The organism is Treponema sp. OMZ 799 (assembly GCF_024181365.1).
In the GTDB taxonomy this organism is placed as follows: Bacteria; Spirochaetota; Spirochaetia; order Treponematales; family Treponemataceae; genus Treponema_B.
Genome location: NZ_CP051301.1, coordinates 436,034 through 449,401, shown reverse-complemented (window position 1 = coordinate 449,401; position 13,368 = coordinate 436,034). Strand labels below are relative to the sequence as shown.

8 protein-coding genes and 1 pseudogene are annotated in these 13,368 nt (G+C 33.5%); 6 read left to right on the top strand and 3 right to left on the bottom strand.

Translation table 11 applies throughout. From position 1 onward, the window contains the following. Positions 1-12: 12 nt before the first annotated feature. The 3 genes and pseudogenes from E4O04_RS02005 (at position 13) to E4O04_RS14150 (ending at position 3,175) form a co-directional block, all read left to right on the top strand. Positions 13-1,068 (top strand): NAD(P)-dependent alcohol dehydrogenase, encoded by a 1,056-nt coding sequence (locus E4O04_RS02005; RefSeq protein ID WP_253685918.1) that lies wholly within the window; start codon positions 13-15, stop codon positions 1,066-1,068. Between the two features lie 89 nt (positions 1,069-1,157). Continuing rightward, positions 1,158-2,072, top strand: coding sequence for a CobW family GTP-binding protein (locus E4O04_RS02000; protein ID WP_253709475.1), 915 nt, complete (start codon positions 1,158-1,160; stop codon positions 2,070-2,072). A gap of 88 nt (positions 2,073-2,160) precedes the next feature. Next, positions 2,161-3,175, top strand: a pseudogene (locus tag E4O04_RS14150) (ABC transporter substrate-binding protein). Positions 3,176-3,222: 47 nt separating this feature from the next. Here E4O04_RS14150 and E4O04_RS01980 read toward each other — a convergent pair. Next, the gene (locus tag E4O04_RS01980; protein WP_253709469.1) at positions 3,223-4,791 is read right to left on the bottom strand and encodes an ABC transporter transmembrane domain-containing protein; all 1,569 of its coding nucleotides are present in this window, start codon (positions 4,789-4,791) and stop codon (positions 3,223-3,225) included. A 595-nt stretch (positions 4,792-5,386) separates the two neighbouring features. Between E4O04_RS01980 and E4O04_RS01975 the strand changes: the two genes are divergently transcribed. Continuing rightward, on the top strand, positions 5,387-6,664 hold the full coding sequence (locus E4O04_RS01975) for a glycosyltransferase family 4 protein (RefSeq protein ID WP_253709466.1): 1,278 nt from the start codon (positions 5,387-5,389) through the stop codon (positions 6,662-6,664). 53 nt (positions 6,665-6,717) lie between these two features. On the opposite strand, the gene E4O04_RS01970 is transcribed toward E4O04_RS01975, so the two are convergent. Beyond that, positions 6,718-9,576, bottom strand: coding sequence for a hypothetical protein (locus tag E4O04_RS01970; protein WP_253709463.1), 2,859 nt, complete (start codon positions 9,574-9,576; stop codon positions 6,718-6,720). 285 nt (positions 9,577-9,861) lie between these two features. Between E4O04_RS01970 and E4O04_RS01965 the strand changes: the two genes are divergently transcribed. Together E4O04_RS01965 and E4O04_RS01960 are read left to right on the top strand one after the other, a co-directional pair. After that, positions 9,862-11,433: an ATP-binding cassette domain-containing protein gene (locus E4O04_RS01965; RefSeq protein WP_253709462.1), complete on the top strand. Its 1,572-nt coding sequence runs from the start codon at positions 9,862-9,864 to the stop codon at positions 11,431-11,433. Continuing rightward, positions 11,408-12,952 carry an ATP-binding cassette domain-containing protein gene (locus E4O04_RS01960; protein WP_253709460.1) on the top strand — a complete coding sequence of 515 codons (1,545 nt, stop codon included), beginning with the start codon at positions 11,408-11,410 and terminating at the stop codon, positions 12,950-12,952. Before E4O04_RS01965 ends, E4O04_RS01960 begins: the two co-directional genes overlap by 26 nt. Here the strand turns inward: E4O04_RS01960 and E4O04_RS01955 are convergent. Next, positions 12,949-13,353, bottom strand: a complete 405-nt coding sequence (locus E4O04_RS01955) for a hypothetical protein (RefSeq protein WP_253709457.1) — start codon at positions 13,351-13,353, stop codon at positions 12,949-12,951. The two genes, E4O04_RS01960 and E4O04_RS01955, sit on opposite strands and share 4 nt — an antisense overlap. Positions 13,354-13,368: the final 15 nt, after the last annotated feature.

Sequence of the window (13,368 nt, the reverse complement as noted above, 5' to 3'; positions counted from 1 at the left end):
TAGGAGTCCTCTATGAAAGGTTTTGCAATGATAAAAATGGGAGAAACAGGCTGGATTGAGAAAGAAAACCCTGTTTGCGGCCCTCTTGATGCAATTTGTAAACCGCTTGCACTTGCTCCGTGTACTTCTGATGTACACACCGTATGGGAGGGTGCTATAGGCGAGAGACATAACATGATTTTGGGACATGAAGGCTGCGGCGAGATCGTCGAAGTCGGTTCCTTAGTAAAAGATTTTAAACCCGGAGATAAGGTCTTGGTTCCTGCTATCACACCGGATTGGAACTCGTTAGAGGCACAAGGCGGATATTCAATGCATTCCGGAGGAATGCTTTCAGGCTGGAAGTTTTCAAATTTCAAAGATGGGGTATTCGGTGAATATTTTCATGTAAATGATGCCGACGGAAATCTTGCCCTCATCCCGGAAGGGGTTAAAATTGAACACGCCCCGATGCTTTCTGATATGGTTCCTACCGGTTTCCATGGAGCCGAGCTGGCTGATATACAATACGGGGATTCCGTACTCATTATAGGAATAGGCCCTGTAGGACTTATGTCGGTTGCCGGTGCAGCTTTGAGAGGTGCATCCAGAATTTATGCAGTCGGCACCCGCCCTGCCTGTATCGAAGCGGCAAAATTTTACGGTGCGACTGATATTATAAGCTATAAAAATGGACCAATTGATGAACAAATTCACGAGCTCACACATGGAAAAGGCGTGGACAAGGTAATAATTGCCGGAGGTACAGTTGATACCTTTGAAGAAGCTATAAAAGCCATGAAACCGGGCGGAAAAATAGGGAACGTAAATTATCTCGGTTCAGGTGTATCCGTTAAAATTCCCCGTATTGAATGGGGTGTCGGTATGGGACATAAGCAGATTAACGGAGGTTTGATGCCAGGCGGAAGGCTACGCATGGAAAAGCTTAGCAGTCTAGTATCTGTCGGAAAACTCGACCTGTCAAGGTTAATCACTCATAAATTCCAAGGCTTTGAAAATGTTGAAAAGGCTCTTTACCTTATGAAAGATAAGCCTGCAGACTTGATAAAGCCTGTAGTTATTATCTAAAACATTTCCTGAGTTTTTATTAAAAGGCTGCCCAAGACAGGCGGCCTTTTTTCACACAGAATTAAACTTTAAAAGATTAGAGGTGCCAGATGAAAATTTTAGTTATTTCTGGTTTTTTAGGAGCAGGTAAAACGACATTTATTCAAACCCTTTCAGAAAAAACCGGTAAAACTTTTGCCGTTATGGAAAATGAGTACGGCAGCACAGGAATAGACGGAAATATCTTAAAACAGGATAGATTAAAGGTTTGGGAATTAACGGAAGGCTGCATTTGTTGTTCTCTAAAATCGGATTTTGCTTCTTCAATTTTGACTATTGCAAATACGGCCGATCCCGAATATTTGGTAGTGGAGCCTACAGGAGTTGGACTTTTAAGTGCCGTAATGAATAATATTTCTAAGATAGAATATGAACGTATAAGACTGTTGGAGCCTATAACCATTGTGGATGTTCATTGTGTTGACTCTTATTTAAAAGAGTTTAGAGAATTGTATACCGATCAAATAAAAAAGGCTTCGCAAATCATTCTTTCAAAAACTGAAACTGTGTCAGAAAACGAGATCAGCTGTATTGTTAGAATTTTAAGAGACCTAAACCCTCAGGCTAAAATTACCTCAGAGCCTTATAATACTCAAAAACCGGAATGGTGGAATAGCTTCTTTGAAAATTTATATAATAAAAATAAAGCAGAACTAGCGGCTGAACCGATGCATAGTTCCGATTTGGAAAATACAGGCTTTGACAATATTAGGATAAACAGTGTAAACGAATTATTGGAAGTGCTTGCAGCCCTTATGTACGGTTTTTTTGGAACTGTTTTCAGGGCTAAAGGCTATGTACCTATCAGCGGACAATGGACTAAATTTGATGTAGTCAACAAACAATATAGAGTCAGCCTTTGCAATAAGATGCCCGAATCCAAGGTTATAGTAATAGGCCGTAACTTAGACTATGGCCTGCTGAGAACAGCCTTTAATGTGAACCCTGAAATAGATATATTATAAAATTTATATATATATCTATTTTTTATATATATTGACTATTTTAGCTTTTTGGTGTAACTTATCGGTAATTATTTTTATGGAGGGCAAAATGAAAAAGATTATTTTTGCTGCACTGTTTTTATTACTTGCAAGTACTCTTGTATTTGCAGCCGGTTCTTCTGAAAAGGAATCAAAAGATTTTTCGGGCAGAACCTTAAATGTGGTTACAACAAGTGCTTACAAGGAACTCTTTGATGCCTTTACTGCAAAAACAAAGGTAAAAGTCGAGTTTCTTTCGATGTCGAGCGGAGAGGTTTTGGCAAGAACAAGGGCCGAGGGCAAACCTATGTACGATGTCTGGTTCGGAGGCGGAATTGATGCCTTTATGTCAGCAAAGGAAGAGGGCTTTTTAGAAAACTATGTTTCTCCCAACTCAAAGGATATTCCTGCCAAATATAAGGATCCGGACGGAGCTTGGATTGCAAAAGGAATCACGGTTGTAGGTTTTATTGGAAACAAGGATGTCTTAGCCGAAAAAAATCTCCCCATGCCTAAAACTTGGGCTGAGCTCGCAGATCCAAAATACAAGGGAGAGGTTATTATGAGCGATCCTTCAATTTCGGGTACGAATTACGCGCTGTAAAGGGCTTACTCGATCTTTTCGGTGAAGAAAATGGTTGGGCATATTTTGAAAAATTAAATGCAAATATTCCCTTTTTAGTAAGAGAGGAAAGGACCCTCAAGAAAAAACCGCTCAAGGCGAATTTGCCGTAGGTATTATTCCTGCCGACGGCAAAGCTTTTAAACTTGCCGACGATAAAAACCTAACTGTAGTATATCCCGAAGACGGAATTCCGTGGGTACCGGAAGGAACTGCAATCTTTAAATCATGTCCGAATCTCGATGCGGCAAAGGCTTTTATCGATTTTATGCTTACAAAAGAAGCTCAGGAAATTATCGCAAGGCTTGACGGAAAAGACTCTGCTCAAATTGTAAAGCCGGGCGTTAAGGGGCTTTCATTAGGCTTACCTAAAGATAAGCTTATAAAGGAAGATTTAAGCAGCTTCGGAAAAGACAGGCAAAGAATCTTAGATAAATTTGCTTCGTTAAGACCGAAAAACTAAAACAAAGGCTAATCACCGGTTTAATATAAAAATCGGTGATTAGTTTTTTAGTATACATTATAAATTTTATCTGTTAAAATAATCGAAACACAATTCTTAGTTTTGATATATTGTTTTTCACTTTCATTATGAGAGATATAAAAAACGATTTTACCTTTTTCAACCTTATCAAAAAGTATATCGATGAGGTGTTTTTTATTTTTCATATCCAAGTGAGCGGAAATTTCATCAATAAGATAAATATCTTTATTAGAGAATTCAATACGCAATAGTTCAATTAATAACTTTTCACCGGAACTCAAATTTTCTGAAGCCCAGTCAAATTTTCTTTTAAAGCCTCCCAATTGTTTTACTATATCCTGTATTTTTTCATTTTTATAATTAATTATTAAATCTTTATCAATATTAGAGGATAACATAATATTTTCCAAAACCGTTCCCGAAATAATTAAAGCCTCAGGACTATGATACGAAACAGAAGAATTTGTATTATCCCTACGGAGAATCGTTTTACTTTCTTCCTGCGTATTTATTTTTATATTTAGAATTCCTGCAAAATTTTTAAGCAAACTTGATTTACCTATTCCGTTAGCCCCTTCAATTAAATAAAATGCAGGCTTATTAAAATAGAGTTCATATTCACTTTTTGAAAATAAAATGCCGTTTTCAGCCGTATTTTCTTTATACCCATTTAAAAATAAAAATATTTTTTGTATTGAGGCTCTTTTTGAGCTTATAAGAATAATGGAATTCAAGATATTTGAAACGGGAGCAAAGATATTGCCAATCATCAATTGAATAGCTAAAAAGCCGCCTATTGAAGGGATTCCGGTTTTATTCTCGATAACAAAAAAGAAAGCTGCAATTACCTGTGTAAGGATGGTAATAAGTCTTAAAATATTTTTCCCAAATTGTTCGGTCCTTGCAGCTTGTGCAGAAATACTATAAAAGCCCTTATTAAGCACACCGAATTCTTTTTGCATATATTCATTGTGTTTATTTGCGTAAACATAAGAAAACCGTTCATGGATATAAACAATAAAATCTTGTTTTTCTTTTAATTTTTCTCTGCTTAATTTACTAAGTGCAGAATTTTTTTTTGAAATAAACAAAGCTATTATAATATTTATAAAAGAAGCTATGATACATAATAAAAATATATTTAAAGATTTTATTTTAATATAGCGTAAAGCAAAAATTAAAAATAAAATCTCTACAATCAACTTAGGATAAAATTGCGTTATATATGAGAAAAAAGAATTTACATCATTATTTAAAAGTGTAATAATTTCTCCCGATGAATAACTTATACTTTTGGCAGGTTCCTCCGTTTGATATTTATAAAAGACCGTATCGGATATAAAATAATATATTTTTTCAAGTAACCGGGTTAAAACCGAAATAGACAATATACAAAAGATAAAATCACAACAGAAAAAAATTATGAGAAACAGATAATCAGATAATTTAATATTCGGCAAATTAAACAGTTTATCTATAAATTGTTTAACCATAATAGGTTCAAAATAAATAAGTAAATTTTGCAAACCTAATAGGATAAATATCCATAGATCATAAAAATATATTTTTTTATAAAATTTTTTTGCTCGGTGCATAGTGTTTATTCTTTATTTTATGGTTTTTTATTATAAAAACTTGCTGAATGTGTGTCAATATCGGTATCACATAATTGTCAGCAGCCTTGTTGTCAGGTTAAGTTAGTTGTTAGATTTTCCACGAGTTTAAGATATAGCCTTATTCTTACTTATATCTTCTTACAACAGTGATGGCAAGGCCTAACCAGTTTTCTGTTCAACGTATGGGCTTTTTTGTCTGCTTCTTCATAGGTTACAAACGGCCCCCACCAACGCCCATTTTTATCTCCCAGTGTTCCACGGCCGGTGCCTTCACCGTGATTACAGAATTGGCATGTTCCATAATGAATTATGGCTTTATCAGATGCTACCCAATTTTCATAGATATAAAAGGCCATAGTTTTTCTCTCCTTGCAATTTACAAAATGAGTATAGCTGTCCCGTAAGCTAAAAATCGCCTAAGCACATATTTATGTTAAGCCAAAACCTAGAATCTGTCAAGCCTGAGTAAAACGGGTTTCCTATATCAATCACCTAAAATTTATTCCATATCATATACTAGTAAATTTATTAAAAATAATATAGACTTATAAATCGATTTTCAGGAGAATTTAAATTGAAGATACTTCACTGCCTTGCACAATTACCGATGAAAACAGGAAGCGGGGTTTATTTTAGTACCCTCGTCGAAGGAATGATAAAGAAAGGGCATAAAAACGCCGTTCTTTATGGAACACAACTTCCCTTTGCCGAAAAAACTTTTAATGAGTCCCTGCCGGAAAATTTACAAGGAAGGGTAAAAGAATATCCTGTTAAATTCTTATCCGATTATGAGCAAGAAGAAAAAACGGCTTTTAATGAAGACTTGCCCTTTCCGATTGCAGGAATGAGCGACATAATGCCCTATGCCTCAATCGTCTATTCCGAAATGAATGATGAGATGTATCAAAAATGGATTTCGGTTTTTGAAAAAACTCTTCTCCGTGCAAAAGAAGAATTCAATCCCGATGTCATTATAAGTCATCATCTTTTTATTTTAACCTCTTTGGTAAAAAAAATATTTTCCGGCAAAAAAATAATAGGTATAAGTCACGGTACGGATATAAGGCAGATTAAAAAAAATCCTTGGATAAAGACACGGTACATACAAAACTTGGACAAGCTCGATTTATATTTTACCGTAAGCCCTAAGGATATTGCCGAGGTGCAAAATATTTTTTCGGCAAACCTTGAAAAAATTAAATTGGCGGGAGGAGGCTTTAACCCCGATATTTTTAACGATAAGGATAGACATATCTTTGACGGAACATTCAAGCTTTGCTATGCAGGAAAGATATCCGATTCAAAGGGAGTGTTTGAACTTGCAAAAACTCTTCCGCTTATTTTAAAAAAATATCCTAATACGGAATTGACTTTGATAGGAAATGCAACAGAAGAACAAAAAAACATTCTTTTAAAAAATGCCGGTTACAGCAAAAATTTAAAAATAGTAAATGCTTCATCTCAAATATGTATGTGTAAAATTTTAAAACAAAACGATATTTTTATTTTGCCTTCATACTATGAAGCCTTAGGCCTTGTCGCCGTTGAAGCCTTAGCCTGCGGCCTTTTTACAGTTACGACAGAAATTGAAGGACTTATAAACCTTCTCGGCGAAAAAATCAACACAAGCGGCATTATCGAATTTGTCAAACTTCCTCGCATCTATGATGTAGACAAAGCATACGAAGAAGATAAGCCCGCCTTTGTCGAAGCCCTTGCCGAAAAAATAATGCTTCAAATGGAAAGACTTAAATCTCAAAAAGATTTTTATTCCCCTGTCGCAGAAGAAATAAAAAAACATTCTTGGGAGAACATCATAGATAGGGTTGAAAAAGATATTAAGGATATGTAATAAAAAACCGAAGCTCTTTTCACAGAGCTTCGGTTAATTTTTTCGTAGAATGCTTATTCTTTTTTGTTTAGCAATTTCCAGTTTTTAATAGTAACCTCATAATCGTTTATATGGGAATTATTCGGCTCGAACTCATAAGCTTCATCCCTGTTAGTTGTAAATTCACCTGTAAAATAGTTTACAATATCCTTTCTTTGTTCTCCCTTGAAATAATAAATTTTATCGTATCCTAGCTTTATCGCTAAAAGCCACTTATCTGATATTACAAAGGCAGGGTGATAAACCTTTTCCTTGGCAGCTCCATTTATGTTGAGCGTTTCCTTTGACTCAACAAAAAAATCATTATCGGGATTATGCTTCCTTGGAACATAGAACCTAAGTTTTGCCCTTTCAATATTGGGAATCTGTGCGATATTCTCTCCCTTTATTGTAATATTAAAATATCGGCTACGCTTTGCCATGGGAAATATATCTTCTGATGGTAATTCTTTTTTTTCATCAACACCAAAATCAATTAAAGAAGCCTCTTCAAGCTTATCTGTAAGACTTGCACGACCTCCATCCATCTTTAACCATTTAAAAGGTTTAGCCCAGTACTTAAAGCGTTCTCCTACATAGAATCCGAGATAGTATTTTCCGGGGAATATTCGTCCGTGTTTCTGTGAATCGAAAGGCAGGAAATTACTATCTTTAGCCAAATATAATTCATTCACCGGAGTATATTGATTTGTCTCAACCTTTGCTCCAAAGGCTATTCCGTGGTCATATCTAAAGTCGGAAGAGTTAAAGTCTGTATCTTCTTTAAATAGGCGGGCGAAGAAAAAATTATTATCATAGGTAGAACCTCGAATCATTAAATCTGCGTTCGTTATGCTAAGTTCGGCATATGGTCTATTTACTATTAAATCTTTTGACTCAGTACCGTTAAGCTCAATCCTTTCGGCATTTTCTTTGTCAAGTTTTTTATTATACCAAAATTCATATCCATGATAGGTATCGATATGTGTTAATTTTATATAATAAGAGCCCTGCGGTAGATGTTTAAAAGAAAAGTCCTTATTTGAAGACAGGCTTAAAAAAGGAGTCTCTTTTTGATCCTTATATAACTCAACCTGACCTATGTGTCCCGAATAGTCTCCATAGATATCATTGACTTTTAAGTTAAGCGAGGACTGAGCTGTATCAGGATATTCAATCCTAATGATTTCTTCGCCCATATTAAACCTTATCTTTTGGCCATCTGCTTTATTTAAAGAGAATTTATCTCTTCCGCTCATCCAAAGCTCAGGCGATGTAGAGGCAATGCCATGCTCACCCGGCTCATGTTTTATATTTACAAAATAATCCCCGGCTAAAAGTATTTTACCATCAAAAATATCTATAGGTTTACCGTTTTCTTTATCCTTTGAAAATAATACCTTATATCTGCCTCCATAGGAAGGGGGGCTATATTTTATTTTTACATCAGGATACCATAAATCATAGTCATCTTTTGAGGCTTCAATAGTCATAATACAGCTATCATCAAAATCATCTCCAATCTGTTTGCCCATCCAGAACTCGTTGAGATAGATATGCTCATTTTTTTCAGAGAGATATCCTTCAAGGTACTTAAATGCAAATTTATGTCCAAGGGGCATAAAAGCATTAAAATTTACTGTCTTCTTATCTTCAAAGGCTCTTATTGTATATAAAATTTGGCCTTTAGGGTCTGTAAATTCTATTTTACTTACATAATATCTTCCAACATCTTCAAACTTATAGGGTGTTTCAAAACTTGAGTTATCTGCCTTGTGCTTCATGGTAAAATTAACTATTTTAGCTTGGGGATATTTAAAGGTATATGTTACATCTTCACTTCCGTTACCTTCATAGGTTATAACACTTGCCTCATCTTTAGAAAAAACAGCCGTTCCGCCGTCTTTATAGTAACATCTTAAAATAATAGGTTCAGTTGATTGACTTGAAGCATAGGTTTTATACTCAAGTATACGCTTTTCCCCTAAAAAAACATCAGTCAAGCGAATATCCTTATATTCAGTGCTTATAGCTTTCATTGAGGAACCATCATGCTGTTGCAAAATTCCCTTAATATCTCCCTTGGGATGATAGGGTTGAATTAGTTTTATGCCCTCTAAATTTACCTTACAAGCTTCTTCTTCCTTTATTGTTACTGTATAGGCTGGATTTTCAGGCGTATGTCCTGCTTCTTCTTTAAGCCAAAGGTCATAATATTCCTTTGTGTTTTCATTAATGCCCTCATAAGAAAACTTGACATAATAAGAACCCTGATCAGTTAAGTATTCCATTGTGGGATTCATAGAAGATTTTTTACCTATGTTAAAACTTTGCTTAGCAAGAAGCTCTTTTTTGTCGTTTAAGATGGAAACCGTATATTTTACATCTTTCGGATTAGTAGGGCTAAATGTGTGTTTTGGCATCTGGACGCTAAGAACAGATTTTTTTAAAATTGTGATAAGCCCCAGATCAGCACCTTTTTCATCGGTAATATTAATAATATTAGCATCAAAGCTGCTTTTGCCGTTATACCACTGCATAAAGTTGCCAAGGGATTCCGGAGTAGCTACAGCTCCTGTAAATTTTATAAGATACTTCCCTTTTTCAAGGTTTTTAAATTCAAATGAGCCATCTTGAAGGCGAGAAACTGTAGAATCAACACATTCCCACTTTTCCTTATTTTTCTTGTAAAGCTCGATATAAGCAACTAGGTAGTTCTCATCATATTTGAGTACCCCCTTTATTACCCCTTTTTCAGCAGGTTTAATCGTTACATCATTTCCGCCGCTGCCTTGGCCCGATGGATTGTTCTGAGTTAAACCTGTAGGACAAGCACTAAAAAATAATAAAATTAAAGTGCCTAACAATAAAAAATTTAAAATTTTTTTATACATAAAATTTACCTCCAAAAATAAAATATTTAGATTAAAAAACACACAATATAGTTAAAAAGATTAAAAAATCTAAATTTAACGATTATTATCATAAAAAAATACTATTTTGTCTAGTGGTCTTTATCAATTTTCAAAAAATTGTTTTTTGTTCAGATGTTTTTTAAAATACTCAGCTCGTATTTCAGGGTTAATTTGCTTTACCTATTGCATAATATATATATATATATATAATAAGTATGTTACTGATTTACAGAAGATATGGTGTATATAAAACAGGAGACAAAAATGTACTTCATATTAATTTTTATTCTTAAAACCATCCAAACGGCAGTGTCAACAGGTATTTTGTATTTTTTTGGGTTCGCTATTGATAAATTTACAAACGATCCTTCGCCTGAAAAAATTAAACTCATTATATTCTATGCTCTGCTTGAAATAATTTTTGTAGTCATTCATCACCTATGTCAACGAGGCGTATTTTTTATGCGCAAGAAATTTGCTCTTTTTTATAGTCAAAATCTTTCAGACGCTATTTTTGACATTCCTCCTGAAGATTTTTTAAAGCATGGAACGGATTATTATTTTACCGCATTTAAAGATCAAATACCTAAAATACAAACCTCATATTTACTTGGACGCATTAATATCGCTTCAAGTTTTGTAGGAATTTTGTTGACGGTCTTTGTTTTGGTATCATTCCATTTTAGTTTACCGATTATTATGCTTTCGTCTTTTGTAATAGGGAAATTAGTTACAAAAATCATTGAGCCTCACATCGATAAAATCTCTTCTAAAGAAATTACTCTACAAGAAGAATATAATGCCGAGACAAGCGAAAACCAAAGAGGTCTGCCGTTTTATATTCTAAACGGAAAAAGAAATCTGCTTTTTACCCGTCAAGTAAGCGCAAATAATACATTTGAAAATCAAAGCTGCAAAATAGAAATTAAGAAAACGGTTTTTGAATGGATAATGATTTTAACTTCAATGTTTTTAGCGACAGCCGGATTAGCATTTGCAATTTTTTTGTTTACAAAAAACAAAATAACAATAGGTATGTTGAGTTCTACAATCTTATATATGAATGTTTTTTCGCAAAAGCTTGAAGGGCTGCTTAATCTTTTTATTGAAGTGCGTTACGGAAAAACGAGCAAAGAAAAAATAGACGGGATCATAAAAAGTAAAAAAAATAAAATTTTATCGGCGGAGGAATTTCAGACTCTTAAATTCAAAGATGTTTCTTTTTCATATAACACAAAAGACGGAGAAAATATTTTCGTTTTAAAAAATATAAACTTGCAAATCAACAAGGGCGATAAAATACTATTAACGGGAAAAAGCGGCAGCGGAAAATCTACTTTGATCAAACTTGCCTTAAATTTATTAAAACCCGATACAGGTAAAATATATTTTAACGGCAAGGAAACTTCAGACAACGAATATCCGCCGTTTTATTTTATTAATCAAAATTTTCATCTTTTTAAAACGTCGATTGAAGATAATATTTTCTTTGGAGATAAAAAACAAAAAGAACCTTATGAATTTGCACGGCTTGAAAAATTTTATGATAACGATATAACCGCATTAGATACTGACGGAATGCAAATATCTGGAGGAGAAAAAGAACGCACCGCATTAGCTCGGGTTTTTGCAGGTTCATATAAAAATATAATTATGGATGAAACCTTTGCAGGTCTTGACTTTGAAAATTATAAATTTATTCAAAACAAATTTTTGGATGACAAGGAATTGACATATATTGAAATTTCTCATCGTGAAATTGATACCGAAAAATTTGATTATATATTTAATCTGGAGGAAGGAAAATTAAATGTTAAAACTATTAAAGAAAAATAAATTTCTATTTAGTATAACCTTTGTACTGGTTGCAATAACGGCATTTTTAGATACTTATTCATCAAAAATCTTACAAATTACTATTGATAAAACTATTGAAGGAAACGGAAAAATTGAATATGTTTTTATATTTGCCGCATTCGGTTTTCTTGCAGGCCTAATAATATTTATAGAAAACTTAGCCGAAACTAAACTGCGAAAAGATTGCAGATTGACACTTAGAAACAATATTGCGCATTATATGGCTTGCGAAAACAGAATTGAGCATCATCAGGATAAAACAAAATACTATGAACTTTTTATAAACTCTTGTGATTATTTTTCATCTGAAGCAATTTGTAATCTAATGGATAGTCTTTATAATATAAATGCAATTATGTTTGGTCTTGTAACGATGTATTTTATTTTTCCGCCGTTTATTATTTTTTGTTTTGTTTCAATGTCTTGTTCATTTTTAATGTTTAAAAAAATCGATCCGAAACTTGATGAACTTTCAAATACATTTATAGAAAAACGATCAGGTTATTATAATTACATTCAAGATATTTTAACGGGGCATTTTACGATTTTTATTAACCGTGCAAAAAAATATTTTGTAAAATGCACAAAAAAAGAATTTGAAAATTATGAAAACTACCGATATAAATATAACACAAATAGGGACTTGCTTTTGGATATTGTGAATTTTCCCAGCCTTGTTATAACCGTTTTGATGATTATCTTTTTATTCTATTTTATTTTAAAAGGAAAAACAACACTCGGCTCACTTGCTGCCGTACTTGGTTTAAATGCACTTATTGCAAGCAGCTTTGAAAATTTATTCTATAATATTATTTCGATCCGTTCAGGTCTTTTAATTTTGGATAAAAAATATTTTGAAATTAAAAACCCTCTTTCAGAAACTAAGACACCTAAAAATCCCTTTAATTCAATAGAAATAAAAAATCTTAATTTTGCTTATGGGGAGAATCCTGTTTTTACCGATTTTAACATATCGCTTAAAACCGGCTTTTACTATTTGCAGGCTGAAAGCGGAAAGGGAAAGTCAACCCTCATAAAACTTATAACAAAAGAATTACCGGCTCCCGATAATTCCATTTTTATTAACGGTAAAGATATCAATTCCTATACTGAGGATGAACTTATCAATGAAATTTCATATATTCCGCAAGAAAATTTTATTATTAATGGAACCATAGAAGAAAATCTTTTTGTTCCTGTTGAAGAAAAACAAAAAGAGCTCGATCTTGTCTGTGCCTTAACCCTTGCAAATACTTTGCATGAAAAGGGCGGATTAGATGAAAAAAGCATTTCGGGCGGTGAAACCCGAAGGCTTAACCTTGCCCGCAATCTGGATTTATCAAAGAGCGTTATCATATTGGATGAGCCTTTTAAAAACGTAGAACGCGAAATTTACAAAAAAATAGAGCACAACCTTTTGCAAATAACCGATAAAATTATTATTGCCGTCACCCATGAAAAGATTGAAGATAAAAACGCCGCTGTGATAAGTATTTAATTCTCATCATAGAAGGTAACTATTTTATCCATCAGTTTTTTATCAAGTTCAAAAAATCGCTTTTTGTCCAAGTTTTTTTTTAAATAATCGGCAACATCCATATAGGAGTTATGTCCGCCGCCGCCCAAACCGTGAGCTATTATTATAAGCCCCTTATAATTGCTATCTTCTTTATAATATTTATAAGCGGTAAGTTTTTGTCCTTTATTTGAAGTAAAAAAATATTGCTTTAGTTTCAAACCTTTAAATTCTTCTATCTGCCGTTTCATATGAGAAGCGGTTGTATACCTTTCAGAAAAAATATCTTTATACATAAAGTAAGCAATGCCCATCGGCACAATAAAAAAGATAAGCAGCACAAGAGCTGTTATCAATAAAATCAATTTTTTCTTTCCTCCCATACAAAATACTCCTTA

Coding starts and splice junctions, on each gene's coding strand:
- E4O04_RS01970 (WP_253709463.1), bottom strand. CDS start 9,576: ATGTATAAAAAAATTTTAAATTTTTTATTGTTAGGCACTTTAATTTTA.
- E4O04_RS02005 (WP_253685918.1), top strand. CDS start 13: ATGAAAGGTTTTGCAATGATAAAAATGGGAGAAACAGGCTGGATTGAG.
- E4O04_RS01980 (WP_253709469.1), bottom strand. CDS start 4,791: ATGCACCGAGCAAAAAAATTTTATAAAAAAATATATTTTTATGATCTA.
- E4O04_RS02000 (WP_253709475.1), top strand. CDS start 1,158: ATGAAAATTTTAGTTATTTCTGGTTTTTTAGGAGCAGGTAAAACGACA.
- E4O04_RS01955 (WP_253709457.1), bottom strand. CDS start 13,353: ATGGGAGGAAAGAAAAAATTGATTTTATTGATAACAGCTCTTGTGCTG.
- E4O04_RS01965 (WP_253709462.1), top strand. CDS start 9,862: ATGTACTTCATATTAATTTTTATTCTTAAAACCATCCAAACGGCAGTG.
- E4O04_RS01960 (WP_253709460.1), top strand. CDS start 11,408: ATGTTAAAACTATTAAAGAAAAATAAATTTCTATTTAGTATAACCTTT.